Origin of the sequence: Xenorhabdus littoralis, assembly GCF_033949345.1 — a bacterium.
Classification (GTDB): Bacteria; Pseudomonadota; Gammaproteobacteria; order Enterobacterales; family Enterobacteriaceae; genus Xenorhabdus; species Xenorhabdus littoralis.
The window spans coordinates 1-20,604 of record NZ_VCDP01000008.1 but is presented as its reverse complement, the minus strand read 5'-3'; the positions used below and the strand labels follow the sequence as shown (position 1 = coordinate 20,604).

The following is a 20,604-nucleotide window of genomic DNA, read 5'->3' as shown; positions in this document are numbered from 1 at the left end:
TAGTCTCGTTTGCTGATTATTTCAGCAGAGAGGTCGCTTTGGCTACCACGTTTTCAACGGTGAAACCAAACTCTTTGAACAGAGCATCAGCAGGCGCAGATTCACCGAAGGTATGCATACCAACGATAGCACCGTTAATGCCTACGTATTTGAACCAGTAATCCGCAATGCCCGCTTCTACAGCAACACGAGCAGAAACTGCCGCTGGCAGTACTGCTTCACGGTATGCTGCGTCTTGCTTGTCGAAAGCATCGGTGGATGGCATGGAAACCACACGAACCTGACGGCCTTCAGCACTCAGTTGCTCTGCCGCTTTCACAGTCAGTTCAACTTCAGAACCCGTCGCAATCAGGATTAATTCAGGCTGGCCAGCGCAATCTTTCAGGATGTAAGCACCTTTCTCGATGTTCGCCAACTGTTCAGCCGTACGCTCCTGCTGTGCCAGGTTTTGACGGGAGAAGATCAGAGAAGTCGGGCCATCTTTGCGCTCAATTGCATACTTCCACGCAACCGCAGATTCCACCTGATCACATGGACGCCATGTGCTCATGTTTGGTGTTACGCGCAGGCTGGCAATCTGCTCAACTGGCTGATGGGTCGGACCATCTTCACCCAGACCGATAGAATCGTGGGTGTATACGAAGATGCTGCGGATCTTCATCAGTGCTGCCATGCGCACTGCGTTACGGGCATATTCCACGAACATCAGGAATGTTGCGCCATAAGGCACAAAGCCGCCATGCAGAGCGATGCCGTTCATGATCGCAGACATACCGAACTCGCGCACACCGTAGTGAATATAGTTACCGTTCTGAACTTCGTTCAGTGGCTTAGAGCCAGACCAAATGGTCAGGTTACTTGGTGCCAAGTCAGCAGAGCCACCCATGAATTCTGGCAGAACTTTACCGAATACTTCCAATGCGTTTTGTGATGCTTTACGGCTTGCGATAGAAGCCGGATTCTGTTGCAGGTTTTCGATGAATGCCTTAGATTCAGCTTCCCAGTTTGCAGGCAGTTCACCGTTGGTACGACGGGTAAATTCTGCTGCCAGTTCTGGATGCGCTTTCGCGTAAGCTGCAAATTTTTCATCCCATGCGCTTTCTTTAGTTTTGCCCGCCTCTTTTGCATTCCAGCCAGCATAAATATCCTGAGGAACTTCAAATGCCGGATGTTCCCAGCCCAGCGCTTTACGGGTTGCTTCGATTTCTGCATCACCCAGCGGAGCACCGTGACATTCTTCTTTGCCCGCTTTGTTTGGTGAACCAAAACCGATGGTGGTTTTGCACATCAGCAGAGATGGCTTGCCGGTCTCTTTACGCGCGGCTTCGATGGCTGCTGCAATAGCGTCAGAGTCATGACCATCTACGCCACGGATAACATGCCAGCCGTATGCTTCGAAACGCGCTGCGGTGTCATCAGTAAACCAACCTTCTACTTCACCATCAATGGAGATGCCGTTGTCATCATAGAAGGCGATCAGTTTGCCCAAATTCAGAGTACCTGCCAAAGAGCAAACTTCATGGGAGATACCTTCCATCATACAGCCGTCACCCATAAAGGCATAAGTGTAGTGATCGACAATATCATGACCCGGACGGTTGAACTGCGCTGCCAGTGTACGCTCAGCAATCGCAAAACCTACCGCATTTGCGATACCTTGACCTAATGGGCCAGTGGTTGTTTCTACACCCGCAGTATAGCCATATTCTGGGTGACCCGGAGTTTTGGAGTGCAATTGACGGAAGTTTTTCAAATCGTCGATAGAAACATCATAACCCGTGAGGTGCAGCAGGCTGTAAATCAGCATGGAACCGTGCCCATTAGACAACACGAAGCGGTCACGATCAGCCCACTTAGGATTAGAAGGGTTATGATTCAGATAGTCGCGCCACAGCACTTCAGCAATATCAGCCATTCCCATCGGTGCGCCAGGATGCCCTGATTTTGCTTTCTGCACAGCATCCATGCTCAAGAAGCGGATAGCATTAGCAAGGGTTTTACGAGTGGTCATTCTTTACTCCAAGTCGGATAAAAGCGTTAGTGAACTAAGAACTAATTTTCGCAGCGCAGCATATAAACCGCAATCATTAATGCCAGATAAGGGAAACTATCTTAATTTCCATTTCGCATCAATTCTTTGATTTACCCCGTTGTTTTGCCGATTTTTCAGGCTGATAGAGACAACCGCAGGCAAGATTTTGCGCAATAAGAAATTATTTCACCCAATGATTTGCGCAATAGAAAGTCACGTATTAAACACGATACTCAATGGGTTAATCAAGGCTAAAAACGCGGGTTTCCTATCCGGTTAACATCACTATATGACAATGATAATAATTTTTAGCCGAAAACATTTACTGACTCAGAGAATAATAAATCTCATAATTGTCATCACAAAAACAAACAAAATTAACTTGTAATATATTTTGATTGTTTAACAGACTCGAATAAATAGCCTCTAACGCGATTTCAGCTACCAGTTTTTTCGGGAAACAGTAAATACCTGTATTGATATTGGGAAAAGAAACGGATTTCCGTATACCTGACAAAAATCTTATTGTATGGTATTCAACCACTCTTGACGCCAAACTCAATAATAAATGACAAATATCAACCCTACTTCAGATTCAATATCCGCCCCAACCATCGTACGATTGGATGACACTTATACAAGACGAAATGAGCTTATTAAATTACTGCATGATTGTGTCGAAAGTGATGCCTCTGTCGGTTTTATTGCACCATTGGAAAAAAACGAAGCAGCACAATACTGGCAAGGTGTTGAAGCTGATCTTAAATCCGGTCATCGCCTGCTGTTAGTTGCATTGGAAGGAGACAAAATCGCCGGAGCAGTACAACTTTCCCTGTGTAAGAAAAAGAATGGGTTACACCGTGCCGAGGTAGAAAAACTGATGGTGCACACCGCTTATCGGCAACGTGGAATAGGCAAAATACTGATGGCTGAATTGGAACAGTTGGCAAAGCAACAACAGCGTAGTTTACTGGTTTTAGATACGCGAACTAATGACACTGCTTCGGCCCTGTACCGAAAATGTGGATTTATTGAAGTTGGACAGATCCCGGATTTTGCCATTAACTCCAATGGCGAATTTTCAGGAACAACGTATTTTTATAAATTGATTTGAGATTTTGGATAGTTGGTAGAAAAAACATTTATCTCGCTTTTAAAGTAAAACCAGATGAATACTCGATAAAATAACAATGAATAGATGTTTTAAACACAAATAATCCATTCGTATATTAAACATACCACCATAAAATAAAAACCATATAAAACTTTTAATTTAAAAATAAAAACTAGAGTCAATAATTATTAATTATTGCGTGATAAAAAAAAGAAATTTGAATTATGAAAATAAAAAGACGAGATTGTAAGCTCATTTACTCATCATTATTAAATACTAATCAAGGGAAGAATATGAACAAAATAATATTTCTATTTTCTTTGCTTTTAATAGGACTGCCAATAACTTATGCTAATACGACACAAATATCATCAGGTAATCAAGTAGTTGCAAATTTGAATCATTGGTATAATGATAATAAAAACGATTGTGGAGACGAAAAGAATCCTGCATTTTTATGCTCCGGAATTCTATTAAGGGGAACAATCGCTTCTGATAATTATCATTCCTGGAACCTAAGCCCATTCTCACAAGAAATTGGAGGTGCCTCATTTTCCTATTTAAGAAACGATTCTAAACTCCTTTCACTCGCTTATAACTATCAGAATGGATTTATTTTCCGTCCTTACTTACATGATTCAGAGGGTAAAACTCATCCTGAAGTTCTTTGCTATTTTCCTGACGATGCAGCCTCTGGTTATAGAGATGGTCACAGGTGTGGAGCTACTCCCAGTCTACCACAAAGCGCGCCTTGCCAACAACAGGGAATTACAACAGCACAACAATGGATACAACGCTATAGTAATAACAATCGGAATGATAGTGTGCAGTGTGGTTTCGATGTTAAACTCCAAACCAGTGGCAATGCCGATGCGTTCATGCAAGGAATTCAGGCTCGTGCACAGCTTCAATTAGCAGAGAATAACGAAGCAGTTCTTGCAGCTTGGCCTCAAGATATTCCTAATCAATTACCGATTGAAGCCTTTTTTTATCTTTCAGAAAGTGCTAGTGGGCTAAAAGGAGCACAGCATGATCAAAAAGATTTTTATAATTCAACTGGAAAAGTAATTACGATTATAAAAATAAAGCTTCCTTCTGATTACCGTCAGGATGCTACTTTCTCTTATAACCCAACAGAGCAAGCCATTCCCAACTAAATATGAAATTGATTTAATCATAATCTACAATGGACAGTAATATCAATTTCCACAAGTAATAAGACAGCGATTTTAACACCTGACATATGACTATTTATTAATAGCAACCAATTTAATTTATAAATAGTCACAACATCTATACCATCTATAAAACTTTTAATCCAAAAATAAAAACCCGAGTTAATAACTATTAATTATTGAGCGATAAAAAAAAGAAATTTGAATTGGCAGCATAAAAAGTTGAGATTATAAACTCATTATTTTTTATTATGACTCAATGTTAATTAAGGAAAAAACATGAATAGGATAATATTTTTAATTTCTTTATTTTTATTATTACCACAAATATCTTTTTCTAAATCAACCCAATTACAAACAGGTAGTGAACTTATTGCAAGTCTGGATGATAGATACCGTGATAATAGAAGTAATTGTGGCGATGAAAATAGCCCTGCATTTTTATGCTCCGGAATTTTATTAAGGGGAACAGTCCCTTCTGACAATTATCACTCTTGGAACCCAAGCCCACACTCGCAAGAAAGTGGGGGTGTCTCGTTTTCTTATTTAAGACACGATTCTAAACTTATTACACTAGATGCTGGCTATCAAAATGGATTTATTTTTTCTCCTTACGCATCCGATTCAGAGGGTAAAATTCATCCTGAAGTTCTTTGCTATTTTCCTGCCAATGCAGATTCTGTAAACAGAGATAATCACGGATGTGGAATTTATATGGGTATGTCGCAAGGTGAATCTTGCCAACAACAGGGAATTACAACAGTACAACAATGGATACAAAACTATAATGATAGTGGTCAGGATGATAGTGCCCAGTGTGGCTTCGATGTAAAACTCCAAACCAGTGGCAATGCCGATGCGTTCATGCAAGGAGTTCAGGCTCGTTTACAGCTTCAATTAACAGAGAATAATGAAGCAATTCTGGCAACCTGGCCTCAAGATATTCCTAATCAATTACCGATAGAAGCCTTCTTTTATCTCTCAAGAAATGATGGTGGATTACAAGGAGCACAACATGACCAAAAAGATTTTTATAATTCAACTGGAAAAGTAATACCAATTGTAAAAATAGAGCTTCCTCCTGATTATAATCAGAGTGCCTCTTTTACCTACTATACCTCAGATCAAGTCATCAACAACTAAGTTGAGGTTTACTAAAAATATAACACTATCGATGGAACTGATTTAAACACAATTTACAACGGACAGGAGTACCAGTTTCCACGAATAGTAAAGCAGTAATTTTAACATCTGGTATGTGGCTATTTATTGAACGCAATTAGTCTGAGCGATAAATAGCCACAATATCAAACAATCGGAGTATTTATTAATAGTGATATCGATAGACAGCGATCATGTACACCAACTAACTGGCACAATTATATAATATGTTGTGAGTATATAATTTCGTCAATATTGGATTCGGTCATATTCAATAACAGTGTGAGAGTTAACAGACAACTCAACGAAATACAGTATATTACTCGCGCTATAGAACTTTTTCTGAATCAAAAAAAAAGCCCCGAGTCAAAAACTCAGGGCTTATATATTCTGGCGGTGCGGACGGGACTCGAACCCGCGACCCCCGGCGTGACAGGCCGGTATTCTAACCAACTGAACTACCGCACCGCATGGCGTTCTGGTTAAGAACGGGGTGGATAATACGGGTGTCAGCACAATCCGTCAATCGCTTTTTATAACAAAATGGTTTATTTGCACGGTTTTTCGCCTTGATAACGAATTTATCCCATTCTGCTACTGTTTTTTGTCAATGTAACTGTTCAGGTTTTGAACGCCAAAGGCAGCTTCCCCCCTTCTTCTCCACCAAGTCCAACCGGGATTCATGCTGAACTAATTCTTCATCAGAAGCATAGACAACTTTTAATTCTGACTGGGGACGGGTAACTTTCTGAATTTCATTAACTAAAGTACTGCCTGAAGACTCTCCTTCCATCGAAAAAGCCAGAGATGTCTGACCACCAGTCATCGCCAGATAGACATCAGACAGAATCTCAGCATCGAGCAATGCTCCATGGAGAGTACGTTTTGAGTTATCGATATGGTAACGATCACATAAGGCATCGAGGTTATTACGTTTGCCGGGAAAAAGCTTTCTGGCCAGCATCAGGCTATCTGTGATAGTACAAAAATCGGCAGTGGGCGGAATATCCCGATTCAATTTACTGAATTCATAATCCATAAATCCGATATCAAACGTTGCGTTATGAATAATCAGTTCAGCGCCACGGATAAACTCAATAAATTCATCAGCAATATCAGCAAATTTCGGTTTATCCTGTAAAAATTCATCACTGATACCATGAATTTCAAATGCTTCTGGATCAACCAGACGTTCCGGTTTTACATAGATATGAAAATGACGCCCCGTCAGACGACGGTTGATGACTTCCACAGCACCAATCTCAATAATATTGTGTCCCTCATAGTGAACACCTAACTTGTTCATACCGGTTGTTTCGGTATCGAGAACTATTTGGCGGGTAATTGCAGTGCTCATAGTGTTTTTTTGTGTCAGACTTAGAGTTTTGATTAAAGATGATATAGGAAGAGTCTACCAAAGATGAACAGACAGGTAGAAATTTTCACCGATGGTTCTTGCCTCGGCAATCCCGGTCCCGGAGGATATGGTGTTTTACTCCGTTACCAACAGAACGAAAAAAAATTAAGCAAAGGCTACTTTCACACAACCAATAACCGCATGGAGTTAATGGCTGCCATTGTCGGCCTTGAAGCACTCAAACGCCCCTGCACCGTGATCCTGACAACTGACAGTCAGTATGTCCGCCAAGGAATTACTCAGTGGATACACAATTGGAAAAAACGTAGCTGGAAAAAAGCGGATAAATCTCCCGTTGTCAATGTTGACCTTTGGCAGCGGCTTGATAAAGCAATCTCACCGCATGAGATTGACTGGCGCTGGGTCAAAGGCCATGCCGGTCATCGGGAAAACGAACTATGCGACGAACTGGCCCGTGCCGCCGCCAATAATCCTGCTCAGGCTGATGAGGGTTATAACGAAAGTGAAAATTAATATTAACTTAATGACGTCGGTGAAAATTTTTAACGGCTCCCAAAGCATTACTGAACTTTGGTTTCAATAACGTTGCCCGCATGGGATTTAAAGTCAGAGGTATTGTCCGCTTGCGGGCAATAATCACACTCAAACAGCCAAATATTGATGTCGTAGATTTACAAGGACTATTTCCACTTTGCCACGGTAAAGTATGAAAATTAGCATGGTGAATCACTTCATAATTCAAAAGCCGGAGCCAATCCAGTTGACGAAACATAGAAAACATTTGAGCTTTGCAAGATAACTGACGATATATAGGCGAAATCACTTTTCTTAAACCCAGTAAACTCATTGGATTAAAGCCACTGATAATTAACCAGCCATCATCAATCAGGACTCTGTCTACTTCCCTCAACAGCCAATGGGGATCAATGCTATAAGCCAACATATGCGACAACAGGCAGGCATCAACAGATTTAGTTGCAAAAGGCAGATAATGGGGATCAGTTATCACATTCATGTTTTCCCCTTGTAAACCGATATTGACCTGATGGCTGATCAAGCAGGAACGACTATCAATCTCCGTACTTAAATGGCCGAGTTTCAATAAATGAAAGCCAAAAATTTTCGGCCACCACGGTTCCAATTGACGTTCCAAAGCAACGCGGTAATATTCACCCCACGGTAACTCAGCCCAAGAAGCAGGTGCTATTATTTGTTTGACTGAACGTTCTGCTCGCATATCATCTTCCTTTCAACCGACTATACATTGATTACGAAAATGAATTGATCACGAAAATGAAATCAACTACGAAAATAAAATTAACGATGAAAATGAGGCATATCATATGATGGAGCTTATCAGGATACCTGTCCTTTCAGATAACTACATTTGGTTACTTTGTGATGAAAGCAAACATTGTGTCATTATCGACCCCGCCGAATCCCAGCCTGTGATTGATATTTTAGCAGCAAATCAAATTATCCCTGTCGCAATTCTGCTGACACACCATCACTACGATCATGTGGGCGGTGTTGCGGGATTACTCAAAAAATATCCCGATTTACCCGTCTATGGCCCCGAAGAGACTCAAACTAAGGGCGCTATTCATATTGTCCATGAAAATGACGTTATAAACGTGAGGGATTTTTCTTTCAAAGTCATAGCATTACCGGGTCATACACTGGGTCACATCGCATTCTATCAGGCCCCCCATCTATTTTGTGGTGACACGCTGTTTTCTGGCGGTTGTGGGCGTCTTTTTGAAGGTACAGCCGAGCAGATGTTTGCATCTATTGAGAAAATTTCATCGCTACCCGATGATACATTGATCTGTTGTGCCCACGAATATACCGCGTCAAATATGGCGTTTGCAAAGGCTGTACTGCCTGATAATCAGACTATTCTCGATTATTATCATAAAATCATTCAATTACGTGCAAACAATCAGGCAACTGTCCCTACAACTTTACAAATAGAGAAAAAAATCAATGTATTCTTAAATTGTCACGATATTGATTTACAAAAAAATATCGGCATCAAACCTAATTCAATACCACTTTCTTCTGTTTTTCAGCAATTAAGGGCTTATAAAGATCGATTTTAATTCTATTGGGTTGTTTTCTGCTTAATTGCTCAGTATGATCGCTCACCTTTTAGGCAAATATCAAAAGAGAACATGAAGACAAAAGCGATCTTGTTCGCCTCTGTTCTGCTTGCTGGATGTCAATCGAGCCTGCAATCGAAAGCTCCTTCCCAGCAGCATACACAGAAGATGTCTTCGACGAATCAGAAAAAAGACGGCATTGCGGAATCAGAAGATGCAGCAAGCTGGAAGGTGAGTCCAACAGCCCAACAAGATTTATGGGGACATATCCGCGATGAGTTGAAGATGGAAATTCCTGTCAATAGCAGGGTGCGTGAACAACAAAATTACTACCTGAAACACAAGAGCCATCTCCAAAATGTGGTGGTAAGGGCGGAGCCGTACATTTATTGGATAGTTGAGCAGCTTGATAAGCGTCATATGCCAATGGAATTGGTATTCCTACCCATAGTGGAGAGTGCTTTTAACCCTCATGCCACTTCTTACGCTAAAGCCGCTGGTTTATGGCAGATTATTCCGAGCACAGGCCGCTATTATGGTCTGAAGCAGGATAAATGGTACGATGCCCGTCGGGATGTTGCGGCATCGACGACTGTTGCTCTGGATATGCTTGAGAGTTTGAACAAGCGTTTTAATGGGGATTGGGCATTAACCATCGCTGCTTATAACAGTGGTGAAGGTCGGGTGATGCGAGCTATCAAGGATAATCAGGCAAAAGGAAAACCAACTGATTTTTGGTCATTGTCATTGCCACGGGAAACAATGCACTACGTTCCCAAAATATTGGCGCTAAGCAATATTGTTCGCCATGACGAAAAATTCAGCTTCAAACTCCCTCAGCCTAACAACCAGCACGCACTGGCCAAAGTTGAGCTCGGACAACAAATCACGTTGTCACAAGCCGCTGAATTATCTGGATTATCGTTAAAATCAATCAGTGCATATAACTCAGGTTATAAACAAGGCATGACTTCTCCCCATGGCCCGCATTACATTATGCTGCCAAGAAAGAACGTCAGCCAGTTTAAAACTTCATTGACTAATGAAAGCGTATTGAAGGATATCCGTCTGGCTGTCGCACGTAATACCCGCAATCTACAGAAACAAAGCCAATATACGGTTCGTTCCGGGGATACATTGTCGGCGATTGCAAAGCGTTTCAATACGACTCATCGGGAATTGCAGAGATTGAACAGTCTGAAAACCGCTGATCGGCTTAAAATTGGTCAGGTATTGAAAATCGATAATAATGGCCCTGTCACCTATCGGGTACGCAAAGGCGATTCCTTTTCCAGCATCGCCAAATATCATGGCGTAAATCTTAATGATTTAATAAGTTGGAATAAAAACGTCAGAACCAAAGAGATGAAACCCGGCATTGCGTTGACGCTTTATCTTAATTAAATCGATTTAAATTATTCGATATTCTGCAAGCTCCCCAGCCTCTTGGTTAGGGAGCTTTTTCATGACTCAATAGCGTAGAGAAAGCATATATCTTTCTGTGAACGAGGCCAGAAAACGTTATAGAATGTCCAAATCAAGATTTTACCGATTAAGTTTTATTGATGACTAAATTTTTATATTTTCTAATAGTGATGTAAAGTGATAGCCAAAGAAATATTACCCTACTAATTTTGCATAATAAAGAAAGGAATATAATTTGTCATCATTAAAATCAGACAATTATGCAGCATCACCAAATACAGCTAACCTACCCAGTATATTTACCGAAATACAAGAATATCTCCTGTTATCCTCAGGGTTACAATTGGATACTCCACCCTACCGTGAAGCAGAAAGCCGTGATTACAGTGCCATGAGGTTTACGTTAAATGGTAAATCGATAGTTTTTCGCCAGGCTAAAACTACGCCCAATAAGCCGGGGCAATTTGTCACTCTTTGGAAAAGACCTACATCCGATTCAGACATAATGCCTTTTGAACAAAGCGATAATATTGATTTCTGTTTAATAGCCACTTTTTCAGAAAATCAAAAAGGAATTTTTTTATTTGATTCACACATCCTGATGAAAAAAGGGATTTTTTCGACTCAGTCTAAAGAAGGCAAAAGAGCCATCAGAGTCTATCCAACTTGGGTATCACCGACTTCAAGACAAGCCATCCAAACACAAAAATGGCAATCTATGTACTTTATAAATCTCGATAATCAAGAAACCGCCACCAGTCAATTTAAGAATATGTTATTGACTCTTTGCAATAAATAATAACATCAATAAATTAGTTTTAGTTTCAATATTAACCACCAATTATAATAAATAACACTTATTATAAATTGATTAAACTTAACCTTTGGGGTTATATTAATTAACGCCATTTAATAAAAATCGTTAATTAATATACCCAAACATTTTCTTAGGAATAACAAGGCCACAGTATATGTATAAAAATGGATATTTCGTTACAGCAGAGATTAAAGCAAAAGAGAATGTAGACCTTGATGTCGTTGTCAAAGAACTTAAAGCCCTGCAACAGAAAACGCTTTCAGAACCGGGATGTGAAATCTTTTTCATCCAACAATCCAGAGAAAATCCTCGCTCATTTATCATGTGGGAAAAATTCATTGATAATGCTTCATTAAAGAAACACTTTGAGTATGAGCATACGCAGTATTATATATCCTTAGAATTAACTGATATCGTACAGGTTTTCACTACAGATACTATTTAATCTCATCAAAATACCCTCACCCTCAATAGTTCTCTCAGATTGCAGTACAAACAACAATACCGCAATCTGAGCAATGAAAGTATAAATCGTTAAGGAGTTAATTTTGGTTACTCGAATAAATTATGACAATTTACCACAAATCAAAGGCCCTTACGTACATGCAACCAAACATCATAATCTGTTATATGTTTCAGGTTTAACCGCTATGGGTACTGAAGCACAAAATCATGATGTTAGATCACAAACCCTTGCCATCCTTCAACAAATTGATTCAATACTCGATCAGGAAAAACGACATAAATCTGATCTGGTAAAATTTACTATTTTTGTTAAAGATATCAGCCAACTTCCACTTATTCGTCCATTGTTATTTGATTTTTATGACAGCAATTTACCTGCCTGCTCTCTGGTCGAAGTGTCAAACCTTATTCATCCCGATTTACAAATAGAAATTGAATCAATTATTGCACTGTAGGAAAAATAAACTCAATGAATTTCAAGGTACAGCGTGACGGCAAAGGAACAAATTCTCAGGAATATTAAGGAACTATGTGACTGGAGTGAGTGAGTGTAGCCAACAAAGCTGCAACTTGAAAAAGGACGGGAACATCTTAATTCAGCGGTATAGATGCTAATTAATTTCATTTTAATATATAGAAGTTATGATATTTTTTAATCTTAGAAATTCCAAAAAACATTAACTCTACTATTACCAAAGGTATCCTATGAAAAAAATTGCAATTTTGGTAGCATTACTCTCAGGGGCAGTATTCAATCCCGCAATAGCAGCAGTGAAAACTATTGAACTTCAGAGTTTCACTGCTCTTAACGCGCAGAAAGGCATTAATCTGATAATCAAATGTGCTGAAAATCCCTCATTAAAAGTCAAAGGTACACAATCGGCGATAGATAAACTCAATATCAATAACGATGCTGGTACACTTAACTTATTTAACGAAACCACTAAAAAAGACAATATTCTCTCTCAAACCCTTGATATTACTTTATACACCAATAATCCGCTAAATAACCTATCCACTAAAGCAGGCATAAAAATTAAAGTAGATACTTGTGCTGTTGATAGTGAAAAAATGGCAATCTCAGGTGCAATGGGAAGTAAAATAGATGTTGAAGGCAAAACAAAACATCTGGATCTTAATCTGGCGGCTGGAGCTGTATTTAATCAAACATCTGCGAAATTCAGTGCCGATTCCGCTAAAGTTGATTTGAGCATGGGAGCACATGCTTCTCTTTGCCATATACCTCAAATCACTGGCAGTTTGACGGCAGGAACCAAAATTGATGTCGATAAAAAAGCAGACGTTAAAATAACAAATAATTTTGCCAGCGAAATTTCTACGGATAGCTGTTCTTAAATATATTTTGGTTATATCTTAAAAAACAACTCAGTCCATGCAGGATAATCTAATAAATTATCTCAATGGGCTGAGTTAACCGGTAACCTCGTATAAATATTTTGTAATGTCACCAGGAGTATTTAATGAAAAATATTTTTAAAGCATCCCGTATTGCTATTACACTCGCTCTCATTGCTGCAACTTCAGCAATACCAATCACTTTTGCAAAATCCTCTGACCAACAAACAGTCAACCAAGTACCTGGTTATTATCACCATATGGTTGGAGATTTTATGGTCACAGCTATTTATGATGGATATATCAATCTTTCCCCCTCTTTATTAAAAGGTATTACAGCAAAAGATATCCAGACACTATTTTCACGCATGTTTATAGTTGAAGAAAAAGACGGTGTTCAGACAGCGATAAATGCCTATCTAGTCAACACCAAAGAAGGCTTGGTATTAATTGATACTGGTAGTGCCAAATGTCTTGGATCTACCATGGGCAATATAGTTGATAATATCCATGCCGCAGGCTACACCCCTGAAACGGTGAAAACAATCCTACTGACACACCTGCATCCGGATCACGCTTGCGGTTTAAGTTCAGCCGATGGAAAAGCAGCATTCCCTAATGCAACTGTATATATCTCCCAAGAAGAAAAAGATTTCTGGCTGAACCCAGCAATGAGCGCTTCTGCCCCTGAAAAAGATCGCTCCTTTTTCAAAATGGCACAAGATTCTGTCGCACCCTATATTGCCACAAAAACACTCCGTACTTTTAAAATCGGAGATAATATAGTCCCTGGTATCGAAGCAATGCCCACTTTTGGTCATACAGCTGGCCATACATCATTCAGAATACACTCCGGAAACAATAACATGTTGATTTGGGGTGATATTGTGCATTCTTATTCAGTACAATTTAAGCGCCCAGAGGTTTCTATTGAATTTGATGCAGACCATGATAAAGCAATTGAAGCACGTAAATACGTTTTCAAAAAAGCTTCACAAGATAAATGGTTAATCGGAGCTGCACATTTACCCTTTCCTGGTATCGGACATATTCGCAAAGATGAACAAGGATACACATGGGTGCCAATAGAATACTCCAACTTTCTGGAAAAAATAATTAATGCTGAGATTGGCTGTTGTATCTAAAGTAGAAAATTAGTTTTTAGAATGTCGAATTTTAACTATCTATATTTTTAGCCCTAATACTGTTTAACATTCCATTTAATATTAGTTTTATTATTTTGAAATAATTCGCCAAATCGGTGACTTATTCAATAAAAAACATCAACCTTATTTATTATATCATTTTGTTAATATGACGCATTAAATACAAACTTAAACCAAAAGAACAAAACATTAAATTTGTGACACTGTAAAAGTGAAAATCAAAAAATAGCGGGGATAAAAAGAATAACACACTGACAGTGCCGCCTCATATTTCAAAAAATAGTGACTATCACGTGATCCTGTTATGTAAATCCGCCACCGAAATCTTAGAGCATCAAGCCAAACAATATCCAGACTCAGAATTCCTGTTTCCCGGATAAACTAAAGAAGGTCACTTACTCACTGCTGAATATGCCAAGCAGATACGCAAATTTTGTGTTCGTTATGATTTTGAAAAACTCACACCAAGAGACATCCGACGAACGTTCAAAACATTGGCTGGAGATATGGGAGTAAGCTCCGAAATGAGAGGTAGAGTGCAGAATCACAAAAGACCCGGAGTCTCATCCAGGTAGTTGTCTAACAAAGTTGAGTTATTTGGATTGACTTAATCTTCATATTGCTAAATATGCCAAATATTAATTTTTCTGTTTCTATTTAGGATTTAGCTCATCGCAATATTTACTTTCATTTGAATTAATAGCTGGCATATATATTCAATGCAAATATATCATTCATAGTTATGCTTTTTATTAAACGAAAAAACATAAAATAAAAAATCTTATTGCTAAAAACAGCTTTTTTTGTGATCGAGTTCATAAAATTAAAATGATCATGATTTTGTCAAACCCGTTACCTGTTTTTTTTGTTTTTACTTCATAATGTTACGAAAAAACACCTTTTTATAGATAAATATTAAGTGGTTCTATACACTAATCACATACGCTATCTAAGAATATTATTTTTCAACCGCAATAATTTTAACTTTTTACACTATTATTGTCGGATGCCATTTTTATTTCACTTGATTTAATTTGGTCTTTACTCCCTAATTATTTATTATTGCCCCCATTTTATTCATCACGAACCCGCCAATATATTCGGACAACCGAATTCCTTCAATTTATCGGAAAACAACAATATTGCGTCCTTAATTCACAAATTTGTCGGAGACAATGTGAGTTAGATTTAAATCTTGTGCCCGAATGTTATGGCCTGCGTTGTTATCAGGCGGGAAGCCTATTACATAACGTTCCATCATCTCAGGGAGACACACCATGTCAATAAAGAAGAACATCGATAAATTGAAACAAGGGAAAGAGACTGTTCAGAAAATAAAACAGGTTGCAGGTAAATTGGGCGGCGGAATGCCAGGAGCGGCAGGCTTAATTCCGGGCGGTGGTTATGCTGGCGGGATAAGCGGCAGTTCAGGCACAGCGGGCTTAATCCCGGGTGGCGGTTTTACCGGTGGACAGGGGCTGGCAGAACGCTCAGCCGGGGGACAGAATGCCGCCACCAAAGCACTGGAAAAAGTCGGCCAGATGCTGATGGGCGGGCGTGACCCGAGTGGTCTGCAATTTACCCTGACCGCAGGCAGCTTACCGCCACAAACGTTTGTGGTAACCGATTTCACCCTGAATGAAAGTTTTTCCCAGCCGTTCAGCCTGAGTGTGGGACTGGCGAGTGCCGACCCGGCTATCGACTTTCCGGCGGTACTGGATCGCACCGCCACGCTGACCATTCTGCAAAACGGTCTCGAACAACGCAGCATCACGGGGATCGTTTCCCGCTTTGAGCAGGGTAACACCGGGTTGCACCAGACCACCTACCAGATGACTATCCGGCCTGACCTGTGGCGCACCACCCTGCGACAGAACTCGCGCATTTTCCAGCAGCAGGATATCGCCACCATCATCACGACTATCCTGAAAGAGCACAACATCCGTGATGTGATCTTCAGCCTGCGTCATCCTCATCCGGCGCGCGAATTCTGCGTGCAGTATCAGGAAAGTGACTTTGCCTTCCTGCAACGGTTAACGGCGGAAGAAGGCATTTTCTACTTCTTCGAATGCAGTAACGGGCGCAACACGCTGGTCTTTGCCGACGACTGTGGTTCAGTGCCGCCGGGCATAATGATCCCTTATCAGCCCGGTGAAGCCAGCACCGTGGGTGAACCTGCCATCAGCAGCCTGACCTACAGCGCACAGATACGGCCGGCTCAGGTACAGCTTAAGGATTACACCTTCAAGAACCCGGCGTGGCCGGCGGAATTTCACCAGCAGATACGGGACGAAAATCTGCAACAACTGTACTACGAGCACTACGACTACCCCGGCCGCTTCAAGGATGAGGCACATGGCAAGGATTTTACCCGCTACCGGCTGGAGGCACTGCGCAGCGACGCAGTGACCGGACAGGGCAGCGGCAACGCGATAGCGCTACAGCCGGGTAAACTGTTTATCCTGAATAATCATCCACGGATAGACCTGAACCAGTCATGGCAGACCGTTTCCACCAGTCACAGCGGCAGCCAGCCGCAGGCGCTGGAAACCGCCACCTCAGGCTCCGGCACGACGCTGCACAGCCATTTCTGCTTTATCCGCCAGAACCAGAACTGGCGCCCGGCACCGCAGCCCAAACCGGTCATTGATGGCCCACAAATCGCTAAGGTAGTCGGCCCGGCCGGCGAAGAAATCTTCTGTGACCAGTACGGGCGCGTGCGTCTGCAATTCCCGTGGGACCGGTACGGCAAAAGCGACGACCAAAGCTCCTGCTGGATACGGGTCAGCCAGCCGTGGGCGGGTCAGGGCTGGGGGATGCTGGCCATCCCACGTATCGGACAGGAAGTGGTGGTGGATTTCCTGCACGGCGATCCCGATCAGCCGATAGTGACCGGGCGGACTTACCATGCCAGCAACATCCCGCCGGGTGCCCTGCCGGGCAGCAAAACCCAGATGGCGTTCCGCTCCAAGACCCACAAGGGACAGGGCTACAACGAACTGCTGTTTGAAGATGCCAAGGGCAGCGAGCAGTTATCCCTGCACGCACAGAAAGACATGAACACCAAAGTGCTCAATAACCGGGATACCAAGGTGCTGGCCAACCATACGGAGACCGTGGACAAAGACCAGACCCTTCATATCAAGGGACATCAGATAGCCACGGTGAATCTCACCCGTACCGATACGGTCGGCCTCGGCTATGCCCTGACCGTTGGGGCGGCGATGAACACCGCAGTGGCTTTCAGCCAGAGCGAACAGGTTGGCGCCCACAAATCCGTGACAGTCAAGAATACCCTGTCCATTACGGCCGGGGATGTGATTGAGCTGAAATGCGGTGCCAGCACCCTGCGTATGGACAGCAGCGGCAAAATCACGATTCAGGGTACGGAATTCAAGTTCGAAGCCAGCGGCCCGGTGCAAATCACCGGCAAGGACATTGACCTGAACTGAGGAGCAACTTTGATGGAATTTCGTAACCTGACCCCGTTTGCCGTGATGAACTACGCGATGCTCGATGTGGAGGATGTCGAGCACCATGTGACCGTCATGAAAATCGGTTATCAATTGCTGCCGGACAGTACCGGCCACTGCATCGCGGAATTGCTGCCCGCCCCGCTCCTGTGTTTGCAGGATGAATTCCGCGGGCAGATGAACGCCTCGCAGGTGTTGCAGGAGAGTGACCTCGCGCCTTTCAAACCGCGCTGTGACGTGATTGTCAACGGCACCACCTATGCGCCGGATAATCAACTCTGTACGGAGTTTCCGGTCCGGCTGCTGGTAAAGAGCAAACAGGGCAAGATCCTGATCGACAAAACCCTGACCGTGACCAGTGAACGGGAATTTATCCGTGATGCTGACGGTCACTGGCAACTGACTGACCCGAAACCCTTTACCACCCTGTCGATGGATTACCGCTACGCCTTTGGGGGGGAATGCAAAATTCAGGTAGACGACAAGGCGAGCGAGCACCTGACGGAACGTGATCGGCTGACACCGGAACAACGTCAGCAACATCCGGACGGGGAAAACGCCCCAGTTGCTCACGCTGTCTGTGAAACCAATCCGCTGGGTATGGGATTTATCACGCGATGGTACGCCAACGCAAAACAGCTTACCCGTTACCCGGCACCGCGTATCACCCGGCCGGAGGCTCAGTTCACTGCCCAACATTTTGAGTCACAACTGACTGGCACATTACCGAATGATATCCCTGCCAGCCAACCGCAAGGCTTGGGCTTTATCGGCCGTCCGTGGCTGCCCCGCCGCCAGTTTGCCGGCACGTACGATGACGACTGGCTCACCCACCGTCACCCTTACCTGCCCAAAGACTTTGATTTCAGATATTGGAACGGCGCCCCCGCCGATCAGCAAATTGACTGGCCCGACACCGACATTTCGCTGAGCCTGCAGGGAATGACACCCGGCGGCAATCTGCATGTCACCCTGCCGGGGCACCGTCCGTTTATTTTGCTGCGGATGCAGGAAGGGGCATTACTCCCTGTACCGATGCGCCTCGATACAGTAATCCTCGACAGCGAGGCCATGACGGTACACATCACCTGTCGGCTGAATTTTAAAACCAGCCTGCCGGTTCGGGTCGCGGAAGCGCGGTTTGAAATCGATCCCGATGCGCCATTACTCAAACTCGCGACCCCTGAACCAGAAAAGGAGAACGATCATGGCCGATAACTATATCGCCCGCACAGCGGGCGAATGGCTGATCATAGGCATCCTGCCGGACGTCTGTAAAACCCCGATGGGACCCTCAACGCCGCCGATCCCGTATCCGGTGATAGCCAAACTGGCGGGCAGCGATGCGCCGGTGAAATCCGTGCGGGCCAATGGCAAGCCAGTGGTGGTGTTTGCCCAGAGTTTTGTACCACAGACCCTTGGCGACCAGCCCGGTGTAGCCAATGGGGTGAAAAGTGGCACTGTGGGCGCGAAGTGCCATCCCAAAGCCCATACCAACACTGTCCGGGCCGGCAATAAGCTGGTACTGCGCCACGGGGATGAATTCTGGATGAACGGAGCATAAGGAGGGATACGGATGTCAAACAAGATTATCGTCACACCGGATAACACGGATGTGAGAGCCGAAAAATATTGTCAGGAATTTAACCTCCGCACACAGGCTGAAGCGGAGACAGCACTCAACAATGTGGATACGTTATACCGGCAAAGCTCGCGTTTTTACGGGGATTACGGTGCCGACCCCGAATTAGACGTTTACTACAATCAATTGGATGCAGACTTCGCCGCGCAAGAGTTTAAGCAAACAGCTCAAAATACTGTTGAAAAATTCAAAAGCGGTGAGTTTCCCAAGAAAGAGTGGGACGAGGAAAAAGAAGAAGATACGCATCCCAAACCCAATGACGCGCTGCCAACCAAAGCCCGCGATGACAGCCCGAGCGGGACGGGCAACACGCTCGGTAAAATCGTCGGACAAGCACCACAGGGGACTAATCCGCCGCACGAAGCCAATGCCGCGGTGATACCGGAAACCGAGCAAGAAAAGGGATTTTTAGACAAGGCCGGGGACTGGTGGGATGAGACCCAAAAGGACGTGACAAAATGGGGGGAAGAAGCCGGCGAAAAACTGAGTGCCGCTTGGGATAATCCGGGCAAGGCCGCCATAGGTGCGGCAAAAGGGGTGTGGAATACGGTGCCTGATGTGGGAGAGTTTGCCTTTCGGGCGGTAGCCGGGATGCCTGCTACCATGATGTCCGCATCGGGTACGGTATTGAAATTCGCGGGGGTTGATACCATAGGCGATACGGCTCTTGCTGCTGCTGACAAATTAAACCAGGCTGTCGATAAAGCCGTTGAGTTAAGCCATGTGGATGCCATCCGGTTCGACATCACGGATAAGGCGGAACAAGGTGGGGCATTAATTGCTGATGGTTTAAGTTGGGTAACTGGAATAGGGGGAGTCATCAAACAAGGCGCGAAAATGGTGGTTAAAAACGCCAAACCCCCAGTTGGCGGTAAAATCAAAACCCAACAGAACAATACCCCGGAAGTAAAACCCCAAAAAGAGCAACCGAAGGATGATGCCACCCCATCCAATAACAAAGACGGCAATGACAATGGACTCAGTACCAAAGAAGGCGACCCGGTTGATATGGCCACCGGCGATTTCCTGCAAGTCTGGCCGGTTCTCGCCATTCCGGGGTTGTTGCCGGTAAACCTCAACCGAACCTACCGCTCCACCGCCGATTTACACGGTTTGTTCGGCCCCAAATGGGCGGATGAGTGGTCACTGCAATTGGTTATCAGTCAGGGAGAAGTGCACTATACCCATACCGATGGCGTGATCTACGACTATGCCACACCGGATAACCGGGTCTTGTCCCGTAACCATAATCTTCCTCATTGCCTGCTGACGGGAGAACTGACCGGCGAACTATGCCT

General features: G+C 43.3%; 17 protein-coding genes, 1 tRNA gene and 1 pseudogene. 15 read left to right on the top strand and 4 right to left on the bottom strand.

Annotated features, from left to right (window positions below):
• Positions 1-16: 16 nt before the first annotated feature.
• Entirely contained in the window at positions 17-2,011 is a 1,995-nt protein-coding gene (tkt, locus tag FE394_RS03075; RefSeq protein ID WP_319924937.1) for a transketolase, read from the bottom strand.
• 589 nt (positions 2,012-2,600) lie between these two features.
• Here tkt and FE394_RS03065 point away from each other — a divergent pair.
• From FE394_RS03065 to FE394_RS03055, 3 genes are all read left to right on the top strand, one after another.
• Positions 2,601-3,146, top strand: coding sequence for a GNAT family N-acetyltransferase (locus FE394_RS03065; protein WP_319924935.1), 546 nt, complete (start codon positions 2,601-2,603; stop codon positions 3,144-3,146).
• Between the two features lie 224 nt (positions 3,147-3,370).
• Positions 3,371-4,303, top strand: coding sequence for a hypothetical protein (locus tag FE394_RS03060; protein WP_319924934.1), 933 nt, complete (start codon positions 3,371-3,373; stop codon positions 4,301-4,303).
• A 297-nt stretch (positions 4,304-4,600) separates the two neighbouring features.
• Positions 4,601-5,464: an N-acyl homoserine lactonase gene (locus FE394_RS03055; protein ID WP_319924933.1), complete on the top strand. Its 864-nt coding sequence runs from the start codon at positions 4,601-4,603 to the stop codon at positions 5,462-5,464.
• A gap of 409 nt (positions 5,465-5,873) precedes the next feature.
• Here the strand turns inward: FE394_RS03055 and FE394_RS03050 are convergent.
• Together FE394_RS03050 and dnaQ are read right to left on the bottom strand one after the other, a co-directional pair.
• A tRNA-Asp gene (locus tag FE394_RS03050) sits at positions 5,874-5,950 on the bottom strand.
• A 139-nt stretch (positions 5,951-6,089) separates the two neighbouring features.
• Positions 6,090-6,839, bottom strand: a complete 750-nt coding sequence (dnaQ, locus tag FE394_RS03045) for a DNA polymerase III subunit epsilon (RefSeq protein WP_319924932.1) — start codon at positions 6,837-6,839, stop codon at positions 6,090-6,092.
• Here dnaQ and rnhA point away from each other — a divergent pair.
• A pseudogene (gene rnhA / locus FE394_RS03040) lies at positions 6,787-7,373 on the top strand (ribonuclease HI). The gene dnaQ and the pseudogene rnhA overlap by 53 nt on opposite strands.
• A gap of 7 nt (positions 7,374-7,380) precedes the next feature.
• Here rnhA and FE394_RS03035 read toward each other — a convergent pair.
• Positions 7,381-8,097 (bottom strand): methyltransferase domain-containing protein, encoded by a 717-nt coding sequence (locus FE394_RS03035; RefSeq protein ID WP_319924931.1) that lies wholly within the window; start codon positions 8,095-8,097, stop codon positions 7,381-7,383.
• A gap of 109 nt (positions 8,098-8,206) precedes the next feature.
• On the opposite strand from FE394_RS03035, the gene gloB reads away from it, so the two are divergent.
• From gloB to FE394_RS02980, 11 genes are all read left to right on the top strand, one after another.
• Positions 8,207-8,962: a hydroxyacylglutathione hydrolase gene (gene gloB, locus FE394_RS03030; protein WP_319925001.1), complete on the top strand. Its 756-nt coding sequence runs from the start codon at positions 8,207-8,209 to the stop codon at positions 8,960-8,962.
• A 72-nt stretch (positions 8,963-9,034) separates the two neighbouring features.
• On the top strand, positions 9,035-10,366 hold the full coding sequence (gene mltD / locus FE394_RS03025) for a murein transglycosylase D (protein WP_319924930.1): 1,332 nt from the start codon (positions 9,035-9,037) through the stop codon (positions 10,364-10,366).
• Positions 10,367-10,622: 256 nt separating this feature from the next.
• Complete coding sequence (locus FE394_RS03020; RefSeq protein WP_319924929.1) at positions 10,623-11,186, top strand: MepB family protein; 564 nt, start codon at positions 10,623-10,625, stop codon at positions 11,184-11,186.
• A 172-nt stretch (positions 11,187-11,358) separates the two neighbouring features.
• Complete coding sequence (locus FE394_RS03015; RefSeq protein ID WP_319924928.1) at positions 11,359-11,649, top strand: putative quinol monooxygenase; 291 nt, start codon at positions 11,359-11,361, stop codon at positions 11,647-11,649.
• Positions 11,650-11,752: 103 nt separating this feature from the next.
• Positions 11,753-12,124 (top strand): RidA family protein, encoded by a 372-nt coding sequence (locus tag FE394_RS03010; RefSeq protein ID WP_319924927.1) that lies wholly within the window; start codon positions 11,753-11,755, stop codon positions 12,122-12,124.
• 250 nt (positions 12,125-12,374) lie between these two features.
• On the top strand, positions 12,375-13,025 hold the full coding sequence (locus FE394_RS03005; RefSeq protein WP_319924926.1) for a GIN domain-containing protein: 651 nt from the start codon (positions 12,375-12,377) through the stop codon (positions 13,023-13,025).
• A 125-nt stretch (positions 13,026-13,150) separates the two neighbouring features.
• Positions 13,151-14,170 (top strand): MBL fold metallo-hydrolase, encoded by a 1,020-nt coding sequence (locus FE394_RS03000; RefSeq protein WP_319924925.1) that lies wholly within the window; start codon positions 13,151-13,153, stop codon positions 14,168-14,170.
• A 1,298-nt stretch (positions 14,171-15,468) separates the two neighbouring features.
• Positions 15,469-17,643 (top strand): type VI secretion system Vgr family protein, encoded by a 2,175-nt coding sequence (locus FE394_RS02995; protein ID WP_319924924.1) that lies wholly within the window; start codon positions 15,469-15,471, stop codon positions 17,641-17,643.
• Positions 17,644-17,655: 12 nt separating this feature from the next.
• Positions 17,656-18,882 (top strand): DUF2169 family type VI secretion system accessory protein, encoded by a 1,227-nt coding sequence (locus FE394_RS02990; protein ID WP_319924923.1) that lies wholly within the window; start codon positions 17,656-17,658, stop codon positions 18,880-18,882.
• Positions 18,872-19,228 (top strand): DUF4150 domain-containing protein, encoded by a 357-nt coding sequence (locus tag FE394_RS02985; RefSeq protein WP_319924922.1) that lies wholly within the window; start codon positions 18,872-18,874, stop codon positions 19,226-19,228. Before FE394_RS02990 ends, FE394_RS02985 begins: the two co-directional genes overlap by 11 nt.
• A gap of 12 nt (positions 19,229-19,240) precedes the next feature.
• A partial coding sequence (locus FE394_RS02980) for a DUF6531 domain-containing protein (RefSeq protein ID WP_319924921.1) occupies positions 19,241-20,604 on the top strand: 1,364 nt, incomplete at its 3' end.

Bases quoted from the DNA above. Each gene is read 5' to 3' on its own strand.
- tkt (WP_319924937.1), bottom strand. From the start codon at position 2,011: ATGACCACTCGTAAAACCCTTGCTAATGCTATCCGCTTCTTGAGCATG.
- FE394_RS03065 (WP_319924935.1), top strand. From the start codon at position 2,601: ATGACAAATATCAACCCTACTTCAGATTCAATATCCGCCCCAACCATC.
- FE394_RS03060 (WP_319924934.1), top strand. From the start codon at position 3,371: ATGAAAATAAAAAGACGAGATTGTAAGCTCATTTACTCATCATTATTA.
- FE394_RS03055 (WP_319924933.1), top strand. From the start codon at position 4,601: ATGAATAGGATAATATTTTTAATTTCTTTATTTTTATTATTACCACAA.
- dnaQ (WP_319924932.1), bottom strand. From the start codon at position 6,839: ATGAGCACTGCAATTACCCGCCAAATAGTTCTCGATACCGAAACAACC.
- FE394_RS03035 (WP_319924931.1), bottom strand. From the start codon at position 8,097: ATGCGAGCAGAACGTTCAGTCAAACAAATAATAGCACCTGCTTCTTGG.
- gloB (WP_319925001.1), top strand. From the start codon at position 8,207: ATGGAGCTTATCAGGATACCTGTCCTTTCAGATAACTACATTTGGTTA.
- mltD (WP_319924930.1), top strand. From the start codon at position 9,035: ATGAAGACAAAAGCGATCTTGTTCGCCTCTGTTCTGCTTGCTGGATGT.
- FE394_RS03015 (WP_319924928.1), top strand. From the start codon at position 11,359: ATGTATAAAAATGGATATTTCGTTACAGCAGAGATTAAAGCAAAAGAG.
- FE394_RS03005 (WP_319924926.1), top strand. From the start codon at position 12,375: ATGAAAAAAATTGCAATTTTGGTAGCATTACTCTCAGGGGCAGTATTC.
- FE394_RS03000 (WP_319924925.1), top strand. From the start codon at position 13,151: ATGAAAAATATTTTTAAAGCATCCCGTATTGCTATTACACTCGCTCTC.
- FE394_RS02995 (WP_319924924.1), top strand. From the start codon at position 15,469: ATGTCAATAAAGAAGAACATCGATAAATTGAAACAAGGGAAAGAGACT.
- FE394_RS02990 (WP_319924923.1), top strand. From the start codon at position 17,656: ATGGAATTTCGTAACCTGACCCCGTTTGCCGTGATGAACTACGCGATG.
- FE394_RS02985 (WP_319924922.1), top strand. From the start codon at position 18,872: ATGGCCGATAACTATATCGCCCGCACAGCGGGCGAATGGCTGATCATA.